An 18,682-nucleotide genomic window follows, 5' to 3' on the forward strand; every position below is an offset into this window, starting at 1 on the left:
GGCTTGAGGAACATCTCCGCGAACTCGTGCGCGTCTGGAGGATTGACCCATGTGATTGACGCCTCCAGCCCTCGTGGCCCGCTGTTGTCGATCTCGGAGGGCGCTGGGGCGGACGGTCGGTGGCGCCGCCGGGTGCCGAGCTGGAACGGCTGGTCCTCATGGCGGACGCGGACCGGGAACTGATCCGGGAGAGGCCGTGCGGTTCTTGGGCCGGTTCACGCCCGACCTGCGGCAGGTCCGGCGGAGCAGTTGGTGAACGCTGATCCGTCGTGCTGACGGCACGGCCCGCACGCATGCCGGGGAGATACGGCAGGACGAGAGATGGGGGGACCTCGCCGAGGTCACCGGGGATCTGCGGGAGTGCATGGACGCGCGGGCGTGGACGCTGGCCTGACTGGTGGGCTCGGTGCGAGGGGCGGTCGGCCAGCGGCTGTGGGACTCGTTGTGCAGGCTGCTGAGCAGCGGGCAATGCGGGACCCGCTGCTGATGGCCGGAGCTTGCTGTTGCTCTGGAGAGGACCGCTGACGGAACGGGTGCCGCGGTGGGCATGGCCTGGCTGCCGCAAGGAGTGGTGGCGCGTGGATTCCCCCAGGGAGGTCAGCCCAAGCACACGGCGTGGCGGTCGGTGCGGGCCGGTCAGCCCGCAACGACCTCGCGAGGCGACGTTCACCTGGCCCGGCGCCCGACGAGCGCGCCGGGTCGTTCAGGACCTGCGGCCGTGGAAGGTGCGGCGCAGGTCGCTCACCCAAGCGTCGGGGATCTCCCAGGGGATGAAGTGGCCGCCGTGGTCGTGAGCATTGACGTTGACGTGGTTGCACCAATCGGCTTGCGGGCTGGACTTGAACGCGCGGACGCGCTCGTCGGCGGTGTCGATGCCGGGCGGGTTCTCGTAGGTGACGAAGGTGAGGCCGACCGGGGCCTGTACGACCGGGGTGCGGTCGTGGGCGGGGGTCCAGGGGTAGCGGTTGGCGTTGGCGTAGTAGCGAATCGATGTGGCGATGGAGTTGTTCGCCCAGTAGATCGTGGCGTGGGTGAGCATGTCGTCCTTGGTGAAGACGGACTCAAGGTCGCCGCCGTTGTCGCTCCAGGCGTTCCAGCGCTCCAGCAGCCAGGCGAGTAGCCCGGCGGGTGAGTCGCTGAGCCCGTGGGCCAGGGTGGCGCCGTCGAGCATGTGCACGGCGAGGTGGGACGCCGAGCGGCGGTCCCGCTCGATGATGCGGGCGCGGACCTCGGCGGGCTGGTCGTCGGTGAGGGGCCGGCCCTGGGCGAGGTCCCAGGCGCGGGGGCCGGTGAAGAAGTCGAGCGGCAGCCCGGAGGCAATGTGGATGCCGTACAGCTCGTCGGCGTACTTGTGGCCGAGCTGGCTGGAGACGAGCCCGCCGATGTCGCAGCCCCCGGCGGCGTACTTCTCGTATCCCAGGGTCTCGGTCATCAGGGTGTGCCAGAGGTCGGCGATCTTCCAGAAGTTGACGTCGGGAAAGCCGGTGAGCGGGCCGGGGAAACCGAAGCCGGGCAGGGACGGCACGATGACGTCGAACGCGTCGGCGGGGTCGCCGCCGAACGCGGCCGGGTCGGCGAGCGGGTCGACCACCTTCGACCAGTGCCAGAATGTCCACGGCCAGCCGTGGGTGAGGATCAACGGGATCGGGCGAGGGCCGCGGCCGGGCTTGCGCATGAAGTGCACCGGGACCCCGGCGACGCTCACCTGGTAGTGCTCGTAGGCGTTGATGGCGGCCTCGGCCTTGCGCCAGTCGTAGCCGTCCTGCCAGTAGGCGACCAGCTCACGGAGATAGCCGTCCGGGACGCCGTAGAACCAGTCTTCATTCCCCTCATCCAGCGGCGGACGGGTCAGCCTGAGACGGGCACGCAGGTCATCGAGGACCTCGTCGGACACGTGGATCGGAGTGGGCTCCAGGGGAAAGGACTGCAGGGTGGTCATGGCGTGGTTCCTTACCGGGTGGGTGAAGCGGTGCCGTCGGCCCGTTGGATGGTTGGGCGGCGAGCCGGGCCATTTCCAGGGTGGTCAGCGAAAGTGTTTGGTGACGGGGGGCTAAACAGTACGCTGCGCGGGTGGGAGAACTGATCGGCTACGCCCGATGCTCGACCGAGTTCCACGACCTCACCGCCCAGACAGAGATCCTGACCGGTCTCGGCGTCCACGACGACCGGATCTATCTCGACAAGGGACTCACCGGCACCAACCGGGAACGGCTGGGCCTGGACCAGGCCCCGGCTGCCGTCCGCGCCGGCGACACCCTGGTCGTCCGCGAAGTGCGGCTGTCGCTGGGCGGCAGCATCTACGACCCCGCCGACCCCATGAGCACGATGTTCTTCAACATGCGCGCCGTCTTCGCCGAGTTCGAGGCCGACCTTTTGAAGATGCGCACCCGCGGCAAGCTCAAAGGCCGCGCCCCCAAGCTCACCGCCCGGCAGCAGGCCGAGCTGGTGCGCATGCACGGCACCGGCGACCACACCATCGCCGAGCTGATGGAGGTGTCTCTGTTGGGCGGGCGACGGTGTATCGGGCGCTGGAGCGGATTCGTGATGCGGCCAGATGAGTTTCGGCAATTTCGCCCGCAAGGTGCGCGACCCCGCCTTGCCGTATGGGCGGCGCGTATCGGCGCTTCGCTCCTGTGTACAGCTCTACCGGCCGATCGGTTTCCAGGCGACGCTGAGTTTCCTGCAGGCCAAAGCCGGGCCGTTCCGCACAGATGAGGCCGCCCTGCTACGAGCCCTGGCCGTCCTGGAGGTCAGCCGTTCCGCCTGGCATGCCGAGCAACGGACCTACGCGGCCGCCCGCCGGCAGGCCAAGCGGACTGGCCAGCGGAGCCCCCACCCCAGCGAGCCCAACCCGTACACCCCCACACACTGGTACGGAGCACGCCAGGAGGCGGCGCTGCACGCCGTGCGCTTCTGGCACCGGCAACGACTCGCGGCCCTGATCGCCGATGACGACAAGCCCTCGCAGGAGCTGTGTGAATTCGTGCAGGTGTGCCTTGATGCGGGCGGCCGCCTGACATCCGCTCAGCAGCGGCTGCTGATTCACTGCATCGATCAGCTCACGGCCCGTCTACAGCCCGCCCTGTGGCGCGACGACCAAGCAGAGTACTTCCGCACCCGCGACCTGTTGACGGTGGCCCGGCTCCTTGAGGCGGCTGGTACAACCAACCCGGTCAGTACATCCGGAGGCCAGTGACATGACCGAGTCCGTCAGCCAGAGGGAACTAGCCTTCCTGCGAGCTTCGCCGCGATGATCAATATCCCCGAGCTCTCTTGGCGGCCCATCAGCCACTCCTCCGACGTCGTCAGCGTCGGCCAGCAGATCACCGCCGAGGTCCTCGACGTCGACATCGAGCGCCGACGGGTGCCGCTCTCTTAAAGCGCTCCAGGACGACCCGCTGGTCGAGCTCCGGCAGCGGATCGGCCGGACCGTCACCGGCCCCGTCACCAAGGCCGTCCCCTTCGGCGTCTTCGTCCGCGTCGAAGACGACGAACACGGCTTCGAGGGACTCCTGCACAACTCCGAACCAGGCGAGCGGACCGCGGAGATCGGAGATGTCCTCACCGTGAAGATCGCTCAGGTGGACGTCACGCGGCGCAGGATCGGACTCACCCTTGCGCGCTGAGCACCGAGTACTGACCAGTGTCCACAGGAGTACGGACATCCGTGCAGGCCACTACGGAACTGACCCCGTCCGCACGCCATCCGTTCCACAAGTGCGTTCCGAAAGGACCCGTACGGAGCTGACTTACGGTGCGATTCGGGGATGGGAACCGGGAATCAGCATCCTCAGGGCGGGCTCGAACTCGGCTACGCCCGGGTCTCCACCACCAAGCAGTCCCTTCGACCGCCGACTGGCCGTCCTGGCCGCCGCCGGGATCTGCGATGAGCGGATCTACGTCGACAAGAAGAGCGGCCCGCCGTCGACCGCGACGGCATGAACCGGCTCCTGGCCTAAGCCCGGTCCGGCGACACGATCGTCGTGCACACCCTGGACCGGATCGGCCGCAACCTGCGCGAGGTCCTCAACCTGGCCGAGAAGGGTATCGGCATACGGTCACTCGCCGGCCCGCTTCCCATCAGCACCGCCCACCAGGGCATGGGTCGCATCGCCTTCTTGCTGCTCGCCCTGTTCGCCGAGATGGAGAGCACCTTCACCGCCGGGTGCGCCAGCCATGCCCGCGCCGTCGCCGAACCTCCGGCCGCCAGATCGCCCACCCCGAAGACAAGATCGAATACGCCCGGCTCCTCAAATCCCAGGGCGACTCCCTCGGCGTGATCGCCGCCGAGACCGGCATCCCCAAGACCTCGTTGCACCGCTACCTCGACCGAACCAGCCAGAGAGTGGGGATGGGCGGCAGGCAGGGTGATCGCATCGGCCTGCCGCCCCCGAGATGGATCATCCATCCCGGGGGGCGGGCGCGCGCCAGTCTGAGACCGCTTCAGTCGACTGGGGTATCCAGCCATCGGCCATCCCGCATGACCGTGCGCCCGACGAATTCGTGAAAGCCGTTCCAGACTTGGATGCGCCTGGGGTGCAGGCGTAGGTAGAGGAAAATGCCCTCCGGGTGGGTGCGGGGATCTGTGGAGACTTTGGCGTAGTGCTCGGCGATGCCGGCGTCGATGTCGGGGACGTCGATCAGCGACGCGCTGGTGTCGATCATGATGACGTCGGTGGTGTCGCCGAGAGCGACCCGCGCTTGTGGGTGGGCTTTGATGTTGGCGACAGTGCGGCTCTTCGCGAAGGTCGCGGTAAACAGGGCCGAGCCGTCCCAGGCATAGGCCACGGGGATCAGATGCGCACCATGGCCGTCGCTGCCGGTGGCCAGCCACATCTGGGAGCCGGTTTCGAGCCGGTTTCGAGCATGGGCCCGCCGCTCGGCCAGGCTGCGCGGGACCGGGATTGAGGTGAGTTCTTCGTCAGTGTGCACGACGATCCTCCTTCACGTGGGCGAAAGTTCTCCGCCTGTTGGCGGCTGTACGTTCTAGATCAACGGCGCTGCGCGCTTCGACACGTCGCCGGACCATTCGTCAGCGGGAGCCTGCGAGCGGCTCGTCGCTTGGCGTGTGGGGCTGTTGGGCAGGCTGCCTCCCGGGTCCGACAAGGGATGCTTGCTATGCGGCCGGCCTGGTGGGCCGCCCGTCTTCTGCAGGGCGGGGACTATGCCGCCGGGGGTGGGTCTTCCTGGGTGCGGGGGAAGAAGGGAAGTTCGATGTGGACGCGGTCGGCGGCGGCGAGGATCCTTGAGGCGTCATCTACCGGCGGGTGGATCGCCTGGTTGATCCGCTGCTTGATGTCCTTGCCGTCGGCGCCGACGGCCATGACTCTGCGGTCCCAGCCGCGGGTGAAGATCCCTCCGGCGCCGCCCAGGTCCAGGCAGGTGACGTAGGGGCCGGGGGTGAAGTCGCGCGGCGGGATGCCGAGCAGGTCGGCCCCGGCGTTGTAGCCGGCGACCTTGCCGAGCGGGGTGGCGTGCTGGCAGGCCTGCATGACGGTGTGCTCGGCGTCGAAGGCCGCCGCGGCGGTGTCGCCGGCGACGAAGACCTCCGGAAGCGCGCGCAGGTGACGGTCGACCGGCACCCGGCCGAGGTGGTCGAGTTCGCCGGAGATCTGCCGGGTGAGCTCGCTGGCCCGCATACCCACCGACCAGACCACCGCGTCCGCCAGAACCTTGGTGCCGTCGGACAGGACGGCGTATCCGTCGCCTACCTCCTCCAGCGTCGTTCCAAGGCGCCGCTCGACCCCCAGTTGGTCCAAGGCCGCTTCGATGGCCGTGCGCGGGCCCGGGCCGAGTTGTTCTCCGATCGCCTGCGCCCGATCCACCAGCAGCACCCGGCCGCGGGCCGCGAGTTCGGTCGCGGCCTCCAAGCCGGTGAACCCGGCACCGACCACTACGACCGAGTGGTTCTCCCGGCCACGCAGATGGTCGGCGAGCCGACGGGCCGCCTCCAGGGTGTCGATGTCGAAGAGCCGTTCATTGCCGGGAAGGTCCCGCGGCCGGACCAGCGCGCTGCCCGCCGCCAGGACCAGGCGGTCGTAGACGATCTCCTCACCACCTGCCACCACCACTCGACGGTCGGTGTCGATCGTGCTCACCCAGGCCCGCCGGTGCTCGACGCCGATCGGGTCGAGGATCTTACTCAGCGCGACCTTGGCCAGCTCCGGCTCCGGCTCGTACAGCCGCGGCCGCAGCACCAGATGCTCGTTCGGCGTGATGAGCGTGATGTGCAGGTCCGCGCCGGAGTTCGTGTCCCCCGGCGTGGTGCGGGTACGTGCCAGCGCGGCTCCCGCCGCGCTCCACACGCCCGCGAAACCGCCTCCGATGATCACAACGCGTGCCATCGAGTCGTCCTCTCTCAGCCTCGCCCCCCACCGGGGATCGGTGGGGGTGCCAGGGAGACAAGACAGCGGGCTCAGATGTGACCGACACGCTCCAGCTTCTCGGGATTGACCAGTCTCCGCAGCTCGGTGATCCGCCCGTCGGTGATCTCCACGGTGTCGAGCCAGATCAGCTTCCCGCCGCAGTAGGTCGCCAGGGCCGGTCGCCCGTTCACCTCGATGATCTCGAACGCGTCCGGGCGTCGGATCTCGATCTGCCTGATCGCCAGCAGGGCGATCGGTTCAGCACCCCGAACCGGCCGGCGCGCGGCGGTCGCCCTGCCGCCTCCGTCGGCGACATAGACCGCCTCGGGGTTCAGCAGTTCGACGAGCCGGGCCATATCACCGGCGTCGGCGGCCGCCTTGAACGCCTTGAGCGCCCGCTCGGTCTCGGCCCGGCTCGCCCGCGGACGCTCCCGCACCGCGGCGACCCGCGCCCGCGCGCGGGAGGCGAGCTTGCGGCCGGCAGCGGGCGTGACGGCTAGCACCTCAGCGATGTGCGTGAACGGAAAATCGAAGACGTCATGCAGAACCAGTGCCACACGCTCGGCCGGGGTGAGCCGCTCCATGACCACCAGCATCGCGGTGCCCACCGACTCATCCAGCAGCACCCGGGCGGCGGCGTCAGAACCGGTCAGCAGCGGTTCGGGCAGCCAGGGACCGACGTAGGACTCGCGCCGCACACGCGCCGATTGCAGGACGTTGTACGACGTGCGGGCGGCCACGGTCACCAGCCAGGCCCGCAGATCACGCACCTGCACCAGATCCGCGGCCGTGGCGCGCAGCCAGACCTCCTGCGTCACGTCCTCCGCCTCGGCCACGCTGCCAAGGATCCGGTAGGCCGCCCCGAAGACCGCCGGGCGATACAGCTCCCAGTCGGCCTCCGCCCACGTGCCCGACAACCCCACCCTCGGCCCCCTGTATCCCCACAGTTCAGTGGTCGACGCCCAATGCTAGATAAGAGCGATCTACCGCCCCGAACCGACCCGTTAACGCACACCGGCCGCTATCCCCGATAGCGATCTTGCAATGATGTTCCGTAAGAGGATCCTCCAACGCAACAGCGCCCGAACCGATTTGAGTCCTAGGTCGACCACGGCTTCTCCGGCACCACCCGCCGCCAAAGGCAACGACCTCGACTAGGCCCTCGCCGCTGTCTGGGGCGAATATGCCCGGTTCCTGAAAGCCCAAGGCGGTTCGCTCGGCGTGATCTCCGCCAGGACCAGCATCCCTGGTTCTGGGCTCGATCGGAGGGTGCGGGGGGCTCGCCGCAGTGACCAGTTGGCGTCTGCGCCCGACTCCCCAGACGACCAGGCAGAAGACCAGGTGAGGTCTACCCCACCAGTGCAGGGGACTCCAGACATCCGTGCAGACGGCTTCGGAAATCGACATCCGCCTCGGCTACGCCCACGCATCGACGCACAACTCGACTCCCTGACCGAGGCCGGTGTGACGGGACTTCCCGGAGAAGATCTCCACCCGCGCCACCGAGCGACCCGAGCTGGAGGCCAGCGACGTCGGTCTGGAGTTCCTCACCGGAGAGCCGAAGGGCCCGCACGACCCGTCCGGCATCGTCTTCACCGTGCTCGCGGCAATGTCCGGCATGGAGCGCGAGTACATCCGAGACCGCACCCTCGACGGCCACGAGTCCGCACGCAAACGCGGCAAGCCCATCGGCGGCGCCGGGGTCACCGACGACGACATGCTGTCCATGGCCCTCCACCCCCGCGCCCGCCACCGTCATGCGGATGCTGCGAGAGCACGAGGAACAGGCCGGCGGCCGCGCGTGCGCTGGCCGGGGCAGGCCGCCGGTCGGCCAAGGACAGCGGACCGCCGGTGCGGCCGCCGATCAGGCGGGCGATGCCGGACGGGGACCTCGGCTTCTGGCCGAAGCACCGCTGCCAGGGTCTGCGCGCGGCCGGGTGGGGCTCAACCGATCACTAGTCCGGGAGCCGCAAGGAGTGCTGGGCGTCCGACCATGCCCAGGGCCGGCCAGTGAAGCTGCACGCCGGCCCACCTCCGGTACCGCGTCGCGAGCCCGGGCTGGCAGCTCGTCCGGGACGCTCCAGAACCGCGCGCGGTCATTCGCAGGGGCCTCATTCATGATCATCCCCTTGTTTTTCCCGCGATGGCTTGCCAAGATCATCTACAGCAAGATCGTTTGCATTGGCGGCGGTCATGGTGGCGTTCGCCTGCCTCGACTCCAACCCCGAGTCCGACGATCCAGCAGGACGGTGGCGATGAACACCTGACGACGACACTGCTCGCGCGGCGGGCGCTCGCGCATCGGCATCACCGGCCATATCTCGTGCGCGCGGGGCCCCCAATCCCGTCCGTTTCCCCTCTCGATCTCATCCTCCCGGCCCCCTCGAAAGGAAATGCCGAGCATGCGTCGCTTGACCATCGTCCCCATAACACTCGCCGCAGCGGCGGTGACCGCCGCCGCGCTCATGCCCATGACGTCGGCGATGGCCCTACCCGGCGAGCCCTCCGAATCCGAGATCGTGCTGGCCGACCAGCAGCCGATCCACCGCCCCACCCTCGACCAGATAAAAGCCGACGCGGAGCAGAGGGGGATTCCCCTCAAGCAGGCGATCGACGACTACGTTGCCCGCGCGGCGCCCAAGCTGACCAAGTCTGATGAACCCGATGGGCGGGTCGACATCCCAGAGGTCACCATCGACGACCTGACCGCCGCGGAAATCCATGACCTGAACCTGATCGCCAACGACGACGGCAAGAACCTGGCCGAAACCATCGACGCGCAGGGCTGGCAGAGCAGATTCAGTGACATCGCCGACAAGTTCGAGGCCGACTATCCGGACCTCTTCTCCGGTGCCGTCAAAGCCGAGGACGGCTCATGGGCATGGTTCGGTTTCAAGGGGGAGATCCCGGCGGCGGCCGTCGAGGACGCCAAGGCGCTGCCGGTGAAGACGACGATCAGCGGTGACCTCGGTTACAACCAGGCCGAGATAGCGGCGGAGTCCGAGCGGGTGCACCAGAAGGTGAGCGACCACCCGGCCGTCGCGGCGGTCACGGCCAGCCCCGATGCCCGGTCGGGCGTGATCAACGTCAGCGCGCAGCTCAAGCCCGGCGTCAAGCATGACAGCGCCCTCGAAAAGGAGCTGAACGGGCTTCCCGCGCTCTGCGGCGGGAGGGTCAGCGCGAAGGTCGTCATCGCCGGCGATGTCCGGACACGACCAATGGACGGCTACATTCGGGGAGGCGGGCACCTGAACGGTAACTGCACCACCGGTTTCAACCTGGAGAGGGCCGTCTCCGGGCCCGCGCTCTACCGGACCTCCACCGCCCAGCACTGCCTGGGCCCGGGCACCGAGTCCTACCGCAACCACGGCAACGACAGCGGGGGAACGGAGGTCGGCAACGTGTGGTACCACCGGGGCCAGTACGGTGACTTCGCCATCAACACCGCAGGTTCGTACACCGTCACCCGGACCTTCTACTTCACCCACACCCAGAAGCGCTACGCGACCTCGGAGAACACCCCCCGGGTCGGCATCCGGGTCTGCCACTACGGCCTGACCAGCAATGAGAAATGCGACACCATCAATGCGGTTGAACTCACCGTAAAATTCACCGACGGCGTCACGGTGGGCAAGCAGGTCCGGACCGGGAGGCTGATCGCGGCGGGCGGTGACAGTGGCGGACCCTTCTACTACGGCGGCAAAGCCTACGGCACTCTCAGCGGCGGAGGGCCTACCGGCACGGTGTTCACCACGATCCGTATTCTCCGGGACAGGACCGACTACAAGGTCTTCACCAAGTAGGACGCCACGCACCCCATCACATGGTGCTCTTAGTGTGCCGTTCCTTCCTGGCGCACGTAAGAGACCTCACGGAGAATGTGATCACGTAGCACGCAGTCCGGCGGCATTCCATTGCGGTTCGGCCAGGAGGCTGGTCCTCAATGGGATGTCGTCGTGCCGGCCGCCGGTACCGTGAAGTCGGACTTGCTCGCCGATCCGGCACCGGATGGCCGGGGGCGCGGCCCGTGATCTTCTCCGTGCCCCTACCGCGCTGCCGCGCGCCCGCGGTGGACGGGTCGGTCAGCACCGGCAGGGATCTCGGTCATCAGCGGCTGCCGGGCCTCCCCTGCTTGGCTCGTTCGGTCAACTCAGCGTCGGTCCTGGTCTGGTCCGCGACTCGCGCGCCGACACCGCGTGGTCGAACAGGGTGACGACGTCGTCCAGCACGGCGACTGGGCCGGCGGCGTCAGCAGGATCGGGTATCACCGCCGCGGGTCGGGGCGCTGCATCGCCTGGTCGGTCGAGCGGCGTCCCACAGAGGCCGTAAACCGGCGGCGCTCGGCTGGGATCATCGACACGTCCAGCCGACATGCGTCCAGGCCACGCAGGAACGGACTCGCTCGCGGTCGGCGGCTTGGTCAGCCACGCCAGCCGGGGGCATGTGCAGCGTCGTGCGCCAGCAGCCCGTTCAGCTCGGCGGTCAGCAGGGGCTCGACCTTCTCGATCAGCGCGGTCGCCGCCGTCCGGGCGACGGCTCCGCTGTCGCTGTTCCTGCGGCACGACGTCGCCATGGTGGGCGGCTACTCTTTCCGACTCCCCGATCTGCCCGGCGGACTGCGTTCCCTGAACGCCGCCGAGCAGACTCGGTGTCGGCGTGGCTGTCTACGGTTGGGTGAATGGGAATGGAGATCGATGACGTCGGGGGGTGGCTGCGGGAGCGGCTGCCGGGGCTGGCCGAGGAGTACGGGGTACCGGGGGTGGCGGTCGCCGTCGATGCCGGGGGGCGGGTCGCCGAGGCGGCGGCGGGGGTGCTGAGCACGGCGACGGGGGTGGAGGCGACGGTCGACTCGGTGTTCCAGATCGGGTCGGTCACCAAGGTGCTGACGGCGACGCTGGTGATGGGGCTCGTCGCCGAGGGGCTGGTGGAGCTCGACGCGCCGGTGGACAGATACCTTCCCGGGTTTCGGGAGGCGACCGTCCGGCAACTGCTGTGCCACACGGCCGGGTTCGAGGGGGACCTGTTCACCGACACGGGCAAGGGGGACGACTGCCTGGAGAGGTATGTGGAACTGCTTGCGGACGTACCGCAGATCTTCGAGCCCGGGGCGATGTTCTCCTACAACAACGCGGGCTACTGCGTCCTCGGCCGGATCGTCGAGGTCGTGCGGGGCGAGCCGTTCGACCGGTGCATGCGCGACCACCTGTTCACACCCCTGGGCATGACGCACGCGTCGAGCGATCCGTACGAGGCGATCCTCCATCGCGCGGCGGTCGGGCACCTGGGCGGGCGCCCCGTCCCGGTCTGGGCGATGCCGCGCTCGGAGGCGCCAGCCGGGTCGATGCTCGCCATGACCCCGCGCGACCTGCTGGCCTTCGCCCGTGCGCATCTCGCCGACGAGGGCCTGCGGGCCATGCGGGAGCCGCAGGTCTCCCTGCCCGACATCGGCTGGGGGACGGCCTGGGGCCTGGGCTGGGAGCTCTACGACCTGCCGGGCGGCCCGGTGTTCGGCCACAACGGCAACACCATCGGGCAGTCGGCCGTCCTGCGGGTCGATCCCGGCCGCGAGGTGTCGGTGGCGATCTTCACCAACGGCGGCGACCGCAAGCCGCTGATGAAGGAGATCCTCGGCATGGTCGTGGAGTCGCCTGCCGAACCCGTCCCCGACCCGGCGGCGCGCCCGGACATCAGGCGCTGCGCGGGCGTCTACCTGTCGAGCACGAGCCGGACCACGGTGAGCCCGAACGAGCGGGGACGGCTGTGGCTGGAGCAGATCCCCCTCGGCCTCGCGGTGAAGGCCGGCAACAAGCCGTACCGCACGGAGCTGCTCGGCTGGCGGGGCGACTCCCTGCTGCCCGCCGAGCCTGGCCATGGACCCGTCGCGTTTCTGGGAGACGACGGCGAGGGTCGTGCGCGTTATCTGCACACGGGCCGGGCCGACGTTCGCGCGCCTGGCCGAATCGAAGTCTGAGCATGCGAATGGATGCGCGGAAGAATCTGACGGCCCCTCGGAGACGGTCAGCCTAGGGCTGCGCCGCGGCGAGATCTCCGGCAGCCGCTTGACCCGCACGGGGAAACGTGGCCGATCTCCTCATCGGCCACGTCTCCCCCTTCTGTAGGTGGCGATCAGCGATGCCCCGTCCGCGCATGGCCAGGGCCCTTGGTCCATGCTGCTCAACCCGTGTCTGAGAGCGGCACCGGCCTCGACGACGCCCGGGTAGGACACCCTGTCCAAGGGGTGAGAGAGCCGACGCGGAGCCAGGCGGTGGCGAGTTGGCCTCCGACCACTGCGAGTGCGCACGGCCGCTCACTCCCCACATCCTCCAGTGCGTAGCCGGTGAGTGTCAGGTAGGTCGTCTGGCCAACGATCAGAGGTGCGATCAGCTCTGTTGAGGGTCTTCTGGGCGGTGTCCTCGTCGGCTTCGCGGCGGACGAGGACACCGAGCACCTCGGGAATCGGTTCTCACTTGGGGGCTGCGGGAATGTCGGCCAGGAAGGGGCGGACTTCCAGCCATTCGTGGAGGGGCTCGCCGCCGGGGCCTGGGGCTGCCGACAGTTCCCCGGCGACCTCAAGTGCGCGGTCCCAGGAGTCCACGTCGATGATGTACCAGCCGGCGATGAGGTCCTTGGTCTCGGCGAACGGGCCGTCGGTCACCGGTGGGCGCCCCTGGCCGTCGTAGCGTACGAACGTGCCTTCGGGCGTCAGGGCCTGGGTGTCGACGAACTCGCCCCGCTCCTGGAGACGGGCGCCGAACTCGCGCATGTACTGGATGTGCGCGTCGACTTCTTGCGGCATCCACCGGTCCATCGAGTCGTGCTCGACGGTGGGAGGCGGACCGCCCTGGTAGTGCTTCAGGATCAGATACTTCATCAGGGTTCCCTTGTGAGTGCGCGGTCAGGCGTTCTGACGTTCGGCCCGCTGCCGGACGAGTTCCTCGACCGCGCTGGGGAGGGTCGTCTCGAAGTCGATCAGCTTCGCCCAGGTGGGGGTCACGACGATCCGGACCATGCCGTCGTAGAGCGAACGGACCTCGGCCTCCCAGGCGACCCGCTGCTCGGGCGTCATCTCGTAGGAGCCGTTGATCTGGAGGAACTCGTCCGGGATGCCGTCGACGACGTCCAGTTCGGCCCGGCCGCGGAGCAGCAGGATCTTCGGCGGGTGCACCTCGGTGTCGATCGTCAGGGCGACCGCGGGATTGCTGCGCAGGGCGGGGAGCTTCGGCGCGTTCTTGGTCGTGCACATGACGATCTCGGAGCCGTTCCAGGTGAACGAGATCGGGATCGAGCGCGGCGTTCCGTCCTGGGCGACGTAGGCCAGGCGGGTCACGTCGCGGGCCAGCAGTTCCCGGCTGTGCGGGCGGTCGAGGATCTCGGCGATCTCGTTCGGGTGCATGGTCGGCCTCCCTGTTGCTCACATGGCCGTGGTGGCCACTCGTGCCCCAGGGACGGAGCCGATGCCGTCTTCTCGACACCTCGGACGAACCGATCTGAAAAAACTTTCGGTTCCGGCCTGCGCCACGTGATGTGGATCGCCGCCGGCCACCGATCCGGGCTCAGCTCAGGCGGGCCCGGAGTAGGCAGAACTCGTTGCCCTCGGGGTCGGCCAGGCAGTGCCAGGACTCCTCGCCGGTCTGGCCGATGTCGACCGGGCGCGCGCCCAGCGCCAGGAGGCGTTCGAGTTCGGCGTCCTGGTCGCGGTCGGTGGCGTTCACGTCGATGTGCAGCGGCAGTTTGGCGACCCTGGGGTCGGTGGTGGGGCTGAGGATCAGGGTCGGCTGCAGACCGCCGAACCCCTCCCGGGGTCCGATCTCCACCGAGCCGTCCTCGTCGGTGTGGAGCACGACGAAGTCGAGCACCGCGCACCAGAACGTCGCGAGGCGCTGCGGGTCCCGGCAGTCGAGCACCAGCTCGGAAATACGCGAAGCCATGATCGACATCCTACGGGGCGGCGCCGCGAGGCGGTCATGCGGGAGCGGGCGGGCTAGTCGACGGCGGCGGTCGGACGGGGCGCGGGTTCGTGGTCGGCCAGGGCGGACGGGGTGAGGACGCGGAACACCGGGACGATCATCAGCGCGGTGCTGGCGGCGGCCAAGGCGAAGACCAGGCGCGGGCCGGTGGTCTCGGCGACGAGTCCGGCGAGGGCGGCGCCGAGCGGGACCGCGCCCCAGCCGAGCGTGCGGCTCGCGCCGCCGACGCGTCCGAGCAGTTCGTCGGGGGTGAGGCGCTGACGCAGGGTGCGGACGGTGACGTTCCACATGCCGCTGCCGAGGCCGCCGACGAAGGTGGCGCAGCCGATGATCCAGGGGTCGGCGGTCAGGGCGGGCGCGCCGAGGAGGACGACGCTGGTGACGACGTCCCCGCCGAGGACCCACCGGAGGCCGAGGCCGCGCCGGACGAGGACGGTCAGGAAGCTGCCCGCGACACCGCCGACCGCCAGGGCGCTGAGCAGGGCGCCGTAGCCGACGGAGTTGAGGCCGACCGGCCCGGGCGCGACCACGTACAGGACGAGCACCGCCATCCACGCGCTCCAGCACGCGGCCATCACCGTCACCATCAGCGCGAGCGTGCGCATGACGCGGTGGTTCCACAGGAACCTGAGGCCGTCGGCGATGTCGGCGCGCACCGTGGCGGGCGCGGATCTCGCCGGACGGTACGCCCCGCGCAGCAGCAGCATCCCGGCGGCGGCGAGGAGGTAGGCGCCGGCGATGCCGCCGGCGGCGAGGGCCGTGCCGCCGAGGATCAGCGCGCCGCCGATGGGCGGGCCGACGAACTCGTTGAGGGTCGACTCGGTGCCCTGGAGCCAGGAGTTGGCCTGGTCGAGGCGGTCGCGGCCGACGACGGCGGGGACGAGCGCGCTCGTGCCGATGTCGGCGAAGGTCTCGCCGAGGCCGATCAGGAACGCGGCGGCGTACAGGGCGCCGAGCGAGCCGAGGTCGGTCAGCAGCGCGGCGCACAGCGCGAGGGCCGCCGCGCCGCGGGCGAGGTTGGCGCCGAGGATGAGGAGCCGTCGGTTCGTCCGGTCGACGAGGGCGCCCGCGACCAGGGGCGCGGCGGCGTAGGGCAGGGTGCGCGCGAGCGTGGCCCCGGCGACCAGGGCGGGCACGTCGGTGAGGCGGGTGGCCAGCAGGGGGAAGACGGCGAGGGCGAGGCCGTCGCCCAGGTTCCCGCCCGCGGCGGTGAGCCACACGCCGAAGAACCCTCGAACTCTCATCTGCGGTCTCCCCCGGGTACGGCGTGCGGTGGGCCGGCGCGAGCAGAGGCCCAGCCACCGGAGCCCGGTGACTGGGCCTCGCCGTGCGGGGTGTCAGCAGAGGAGTGCGGCGGTGGCGCGGGTGAAGGTCCCCTCGCCGTGGCCGCGGACGGTGTGCGCGAACGCCGCGCGCGCGTTGGCGGGCGCCGGGACGGTGCCGATCGGCTCAAGGTCGTACTCCGAGAGCATCGCCCGGACCTGCTCGCCCACGCAGTGGACGCCCTTGTTGCCGAGGATGGTGTCGGCGAGCCGTCCGACCAGGCCGGCCGCCGCGTCGCCCGACCACGTCGACACGACGTACTCGCCGTCGCCGACGCGCTCGAAGAAGCGGATGTCGGCTCCGTTCGCGCTCTCGGTGAGCAGGACGAAGATGCGCCGGTCGGCGAGCTCCATGTCCATGCCGTCCATCTTGCGGATGATCGTCTCGGGGTCGCCGTAGAGGTCGTGCACCTCGGGCGACCAGGAGTAGGCCGTGCAGCCCATGGCCTCCTGTGCGGCGTCCACCGCGCCGGCGTGGGTCGCGTGCTGGGTCTCGGCGGTCATCGGGACTCCTCTCTCGGTCCGCAGATCGTTCGCGGGGAGATCCGCGCCGCTCCGTGGGGCTGGGTTCCCACGTGATGCGCACCCAGATTCTCTGCGCTCGCCTACGTCCGATCAACCGGGCGATTGCCCTTTTGCTCTGGCTTTACGAACCGCTCCGTGCCCTTTGGGTCCGCAAATCCCGTTGCGGACGCCAGATCGCCCGGAATTGAGGTCGATCTATTCGGGTGGTCCGTTCCACAAAGGCGGAAGATTCCCTGGGCGGCCCTTTTCGGAAGGGTCTGGAAGGCGTCCGGAAACCGGCCCTCTCACGCCGGGTGGCGCAGCCCGGTGACGAGGAGGCCGACGACCCGGCGCGCGTCGTAGCGGGGGTCGCCGCCGGCGCCGATGCACAGGTTCCCGACGGCGCGCATCAGCTCGTAGGCGCCCACGTCGGAGCGGGTCTCGCCGGACGCGGACGCGGCGGCGAGCAGGTCGGCGCACACGGGCACGAGGCGGTCGAGGAAGTAGGCGTGCAGGGCGTCGAAGCCGGTGTTGTCGGGTTGCAGGACGGCGGCGAGCCCGTGTTTGGTGACGAGGAAGTCGACGAACCGGTCGATCCAGCGCCGCAGCGCGGAAAAAGGCGAGGCGTTCTCCGCCAATAGGGCGGGTCCGGCCTCGGCGCAGGCGTCGACCTGGTGCCGGTAGACGGCGATGATCAGATCCGACCGGGTCGGGAAATGGCGGTAGATCGTGGCCGTTCCGACGCCGGCCTCGGCCGCGATGTCGCGCACCGGCGCCTCCACCCCGGACCTGACGAAGACCGAGGCGGCCGCGTCGAGCAGGGCCTGCTCGTTGCGCCGCGCGTCGGCCCGCTTGGGGCGCGCCTCCCCCTGGCTCGCGTCGTTCACCGCGCCACTCCCTCCGATGCCCGGGGTTGCTAAACGGGACAGCGTTCCGTATCGTCCGAAACGGGACACGGTTCCGCTTGTGCTCATGATGCCAGAGCGGCGGTCCGGCGACCAACCCGTCCGCACAGCCCCCTCACGGAGGAGCACGAGCATGCAGTACCGCACCTTGGGCCGCACCGGCGTGCAGGTCAGCGCCCTCGCGCTCGGCGCGATGAACTTCGGCCCGATCGGGCGCACCACCCAGGACGAGGCCACCGCGATCGTGGACGCCGCGCTGGAGGGCGGCGTCAACCTCATCGACACCGCCGACCACTACGGCGGCGGCGAGTCCGAGACGATGGTCGGCAGGGCCATCGCCGGACGGCGCGACGACGTCGTGCTGGCGACGAAGGCGGGCCTGCCGATGGGCGAGGAGCGCGGCCACCGGGGCGGCTCGCGCCGCTGGCTGGTCACCGCGCTGGAGGGCAGCCTGCGCCGGCTGGGCGTCGACCACGTCGACCTCTACCAGATCCACCGCTGGGACCCCGCGACCGCCGACGAGGAGACGCTGTCGGCGCTGACCGACCTGCGGCGCGCGGGGAAGATCCGCTACTTCGGGTCCTCGACGTTCCCGGCCTACCGCATCGTCCAGGCGCAGTGGGCGGCGCGCGAGCACCACCTGGGCCGGTACGCGACGGAGCAGCCGGGCTACTCGGTTCTGCAGCGCGGCGCCGAGGCGCACGTCCTGCCCGTGGCGCAGGAGTACGGCCTCGGCGTGCTGGTGTGGAGCCCGCTGGCCTCGGGGTGGCTGTCGGGCGCGGTCCGCGAGGGCCGGGAGGTCACCACGAACCGGTCGAGGTTCATGCCGGCGCGCTTCGACGTCTCCGTCCCGTCCAACCGGGCCAAGCTGGCGGCCGTCGAACGGCTCGCCGGGGTCGCCGGCCAGGCGGGGCTGACGATGATCCAGCTCGCGCTCGGGTTCGTGACCGCGCATCCCGCCGTGACGAGCGCGCTCATCGGCCCCCGGACGCCCGAGCACCTGCGCTCGCAGCTCGCCGCCGCCGACGTCGTGCTCTCCGGCGACGTCCTGGACGCGGTCGACGCGATCGTCGCGCCCGGCCTCGACCTCGCCCCGCAGGAGAAGCACGACACCCCGCCCTCGCTCCTCGACCCGTCCCTGCGGAGGTCCCGGTAGCGGTCTCGCCGGGGATTCGGCCGGTGAGGGGCGTGCCGCATCCTCCAGAGTGCTGTCTTTGGACATGGCCAGAACAGGCCTCGCGGCCGCTCTCCGCGGGCGGAGCGGAGGGATTTGGCACGTTGCACACGACGTCGGACCCCCGGGCTCACCTGGCGAAAGTGCCCGGGGCCCCGAGTCGGGCCCCCGCCGGGTCGCGGCCCGGTCGGGCGCGGAACTCCCGGACGGGCGGGAGCGGCGTTCACCGACGTCTTGCGTGTCGTGGCGATCGCCGCCATCATTCAAAAAAATTGGCTTCGGCCTAATCGCTTCGACCACCCCGGCTGTGCCATATACCGTCCGCCTGCAAAAATTTCCACCCCCCAGCAGAAGAATTTTTCCAGCGCCGCGGCGGACGCCCGGTAATTCAACGAACACATTTCCTTAGAGTGGCCTGCCCGCGAACGACCTCGCACCAATCGAC

General features: G+C 69.7%; 19 protein-coding genes and 1 pseudogene. 9 read left to right on the forward strand and 11 right to left on the reverse strand.

Annotated features, from left to right (window positions below; all coding sequences use genetic code 11):
• Positions 1-703: 703 nt before the first annotated feature.
• A complete protein-coding gene (locus tag KLI87_RS28960) occupies positions 704-1,939 on the reverse strand; it encodes an epoxide hydrolase family protein (protein ID WP_214619474.1) in 1,236 nt (411 codons plus the stop codon).
• A gap of 131 nt (positions 1,940-2,070) precedes the next feature.
• On the opposite strand from KLI87_RS28960, the gene KLI87_RS28965 reads away from it, so the two are divergent.
• The 5 genes and pseudogenes from KLI87_RS28965 to KLI87_RS28980 form a co-directional block, all read left to right on the forward strand.
• Positions 2,071-2,715, forward strand: a complete 645-nt coding sequence (locus tag KLI87_RS28965) for a recombinase family protein (RefSeq protein ID WP_308166273.1) — start codon at positions 2,071-2,073, stop codon at positions 2,713-2,715.
• A 190-nt stretch (positions 2,716-2,905) separates the two neighbouring features.
• On the forward strand, positions 2,906-3,196 hold the full coding sequence (locus KLI87_RS40445) for a hypothetical protein (protein ID WP_250904308.1): 291 nt from the start codon (positions 2,906-2,908) through the stop codon (positions 3,194-3,196).
• A 54-nt stretch (positions 3,197-3,250) separates the two neighbouring features.
• Positions 3,251-3,379, forward strand: coding sequence for a S1 RNA-binding domain-containing protein (locus tag KLI87_RS40450; RefSeq protein ID WP_250904309.1), 129 nt, complete (start codon positions 3,251-3,253; stop codon positions 3,377-3,379).
• A 40-nt stretch (positions 3,380-3,419) separates the two neighbouring features.
• The gene (locus KLI87_RS41915; RefSeq protein WP_374225488.1) at positions 3,420-3,626 is read left to right on the forward strand and encodes a S1 RNA-binding domain-containing protein; all 207 of its coding nucleotides are present in this window, start codon (positions 3,420-3,422) and stop codon (positions 3,624-3,626) included.
• Positions 3,627-3,974: 348 nt separating this feature from the next.
• Positions 3,975-4,280 (forward strand): annotated as a pseudogene (locus tag KLI87_RS28980) (recombinase family protein); the annotation flags it as partial.
• A 163-nt stretch (positions 4,281-4,443) separates the two neighbouring features.
• On the opposite strand, the gene KLI87_RS28985 reads toward KLI87_RS28980, so the two are convergent.
• The 3 genes from KLI87_RS28985 to sigJ all read right to left on the reverse strand — a co-directional run bounded on the left by KLI87_RS28985 (position 4,444) and on the right by sigJ (position 7,288).
• Entirely contained in the window at positions 4,444-4,932 is a 489-nt protein-coding gene (locus tag KLI87_RS28985; protein WP_214619477.1) for a pyridoxamine 5'-phosphate oxidase family protein, read from the reverse strand.
• A 230-nt stretch (positions 4,933-5,162) separates the two neighbouring features.
• The gene (locus tag KLI87_RS28990) at positions 5,163-6,344 is read right to left on the reverse strand and encodes an NAD(P)/FAD-dependent oxidoreductase (RefSeq protein WP_214619478.1); all 1,182 of its coding nucleotides are present in this window, start codon (positions 6,342-6,344) and stop codon (positions 5,163-5,165) included.
• A gap of 71 nt (positions 6,345-6,415) precedes the next feature.
• Positions 6,416-7,288, reverse strand: coding sequence for an RNA polymerase sigma factor SigJ (gene sigJ / locus KLI87_RS28995; RefSeq protein ID WP_308166274.1), 873 nt, complete (start codon positions 7,286-7,288; stop codon positions 6,416-6,418).
• 614 nt (positions 7,289-7,902) lie between these two features.
• Here sigJ and KLI87_RS41920 point away from each other — a divergent pair.
• Together KLI87_RS41920 and KLI87_RS29005 are read left to right on the forward strand one after the other, a co-directional pair.
• On the forward strand, positions 7,903-8,379 hold the full coding sequence (locus KLI87_RS41920) for a hypothetical protein (RefSeq protein ID WP_374225489.1): 477 nt from the start codon (positions 7,903-7,905) through the stop codon (positions 8,377-8,379).
• A gap of 397 nt (positions 8,380-8,776) precedes the next feature.
• The gene (locus tag KLI87_RS29005) at positions 8,777-10,168 is read left to right on the forward strand and encodes a S1 family peptidase (RefSeq protein WP_214619479.1); all 1,392 of its coding nucleotides are present in this window, start codon (positions 8,777-8,779) and stop codon (positions 10,166-10,168) included.
• A gap of 617 nt (positions 10,169-10,785) precedes the next feature.
• Here the strand turns inward: KLI87_RS29005 and KLI87_RS29010 are convergent.
• Positions 10,786-10,938, reverse strand: coding sequence for a hypothetical protein (locus KLI87_RS29010; protein ID WP_214619480.1), 153 nt, complete (start codon positions 10,936-10,938; stop codon positions 10,786-10,788).
• A 111-nt stretch (positions 10,939-11,049) separates the two neighbouring features.
• Here KLI87_RS29010 and KLI87_RS29015 point away from each other — a divergent pair, with 111 nt between their 5' ends.
• Complete coding sequence (locus tag KLI87_RS29015) at positions 11,050-12,336, forward strand: serine hydrolase (RefSeq protein ID WP_214619481.1); 1,287 nt, start codon at positions 11,050-11,052, stop codon at positions 12,334-12,336.
• Between the two features lie 492 nt (positions 12,337-12,828).
• On the opposite strand, the gene KLI87_RS29020 is transcribed toward KLI87_RS29015, so the two are convergent.
• The 6 genes from KLI87_RS29020 to KLI87_RS29045 form a co-directional block, all read right to left on the reverse strand.
• Entirely contained in the window at positions 12,829-13,239 is a 411-nt protein-coding gene (locus KLI87_RS29020; protein ID WP_214619665.1) for a YciI family protein, read from the reverse strand.
• A 21-nt stretch (positions 13,240-13,260) separates the two neighbouring features.
• Positions 13,261-13,758: a pyridoxamine 5'-phosphate oxidase family protein gene (locus KLI87_RS29025; RefSeq protein WP_214619482.1), complete on the reverse strand. Its 498-nt coding sequence runs from the start codon at positions 13,756-13,758 to the stop codon at positions 13,261-13,263.
• Between the two features lie 160 nt (positions 13,759-13,918).
• The gene (locus KLI87_RS29030; RefSeq protein WP_214619483.1) at positions 13,919-14,293 is read right to left on the reverse strand and encodes a VOC family protein; all 375 of its coding nucleotides are present in this window, start codon (positions 14,291-14,293) and stop codon (positions 13,919-13,921) included.
• A 53-nt stretch (positions 14,294-14,346) separates the two neighbouring features.
• Positions 14,347-15,576 carry an MFS transporter gene (locus KLI87_RS29035; protein ID WP_214619484.1) on the reverse strand — a complete coding sequence of 410 codons (1,230 nt, stop codon included), beginning with the start codon at positions 15,574-15,576 and terminating at the stop codon, positions 14,347-14,349.
• A gap of 93 nt (positions 15,577-15,669) precedes the next feature.
• Complete coding sequence (locus KLI87_RS29040) at positions 15,670-16,158, reverse strand: hypothetical protein (RefSeq protein WP_156216398.1); 489 nt, start codon at positions 16,156-16,158, stop codon at positions 15,670-15,672.
• A gap of 305 nt (positions 16,159-16,463) precedes the next feature.
• Positions 16,464-17,045, reverse strand: a complete 582-nt coding sequence (locus tag KLI87_RS29045) for a TetR/AcrR family transcriptional regulator (protein WP_308166275.1) — start codon at positions 17,043-17,045, stop codon at positions 16,464-16,466.
• A 151-nt stretch (positions 17,046-17,196) separates the two neighbouring features.
• On the opposite strand from KLI87_RS29045, the gene KLI87_RS29050 reads away from it, so the two are divergent.
• Positions 17,197-18,219 carry an aldo/keto reductase gene (locus KLI87_RS29050; RefSeq protein WP_156216397.1) on the forward strand — a complete coding sequence of 341 codons (1,023 nt, stop codon included), beginning with the start codon at positions 17,197-17,199 and terminating at the stop codon, positions 18,217-18,219.
• Positions 18,220-18,682: the final 463 nt, after the last annotated feature.

Source organism: Actinomadura sp. NEAU-AAG7 (assembly GCF_018603865.1).
Taxonomy (GTDB): Bacteria; Actinomycetota; Actinomycetes; order Streptosporangiales; family Streptosporangiaceae; genus Spirillospora; species Spirillospora litoris.

Excerpts from the sequence above, each read along its gene's own strand:
- KLI87_RS28960 (WP_214619474.1), bottom strand. The coding sequence starts at position 1,939 with ATGACCACCCTGCAGTCCTTTCCCCTGGAGCCCACTCCGATCCACGTG.
- KLI87_RS40450 (WP_250904309.1), top strand. The coding sequence starts at position 3,251 with ATGATCAATATCCCCGAGCTCTCTTGGCGGCCCATCAGCCACTCCTCC.
- KLI87_RS28990 (WP_214619478.1), bottom strand. The coding sequence starts at position 6,344 with ATGGCACGCGTTGTGATCATCGGAGGCGGTTTCGCGGGCGTGTGGAGC.
- KLI87_RS29010 (WP_214619480.1), bottom strand. The coding sequence starts at position 10,938 with ATGGCGACGTCGTGCCGCAGGAACAGCGACAGCGGAGCCGTCGCCCGG.
- KLI87_RS29015 (WP_214619481.1), top strand. The coding sequence starts at position 11,050 with ATGGAGATCGATGACGTCGGGGGGTGGCTGCGGGAGCGGCTGCCGGGG.
- KLI87_RS29025 (WP_214619482.1), bottom strand. The coding sequence starts at position 13,758 with ATGCACCCGAACGAGATCGCCGAGATCCTCGACCGCCCGCACAGCCGG.
- KLI87_RS29030 (WP_214619483.1), bottom strand. The coding sequence starts at position 14,293 with ATGGCTTCGCGTATTTCCGAGCTGGTGCTCGACTGCCGGGACCCGCAG.
- KLI87_RS29035 (WP_214619484.1), bottom strand. The coding sequence starts at position 15,576 with ATGAGAGTTCGAGGGTTCTTCGGCGTGTGGCTCACCGCCGCGGGCGGG.
- KLI87_RS29040 (WP_156216398.1), bottom strand. The coding sequence starts at position 16,158 with ATGACCGCCGAGACCCAGCACGCGACCCACGCCGGCGCGGTGGACGCC.
- KLI87_RS29050 (WP_156216397.1), top strand. The coding sequence starts at position 17,197 with ATGCAGTACCGCACCTTGGGCCGCACCGGCGTGCAGGTCAGCGCCCTC.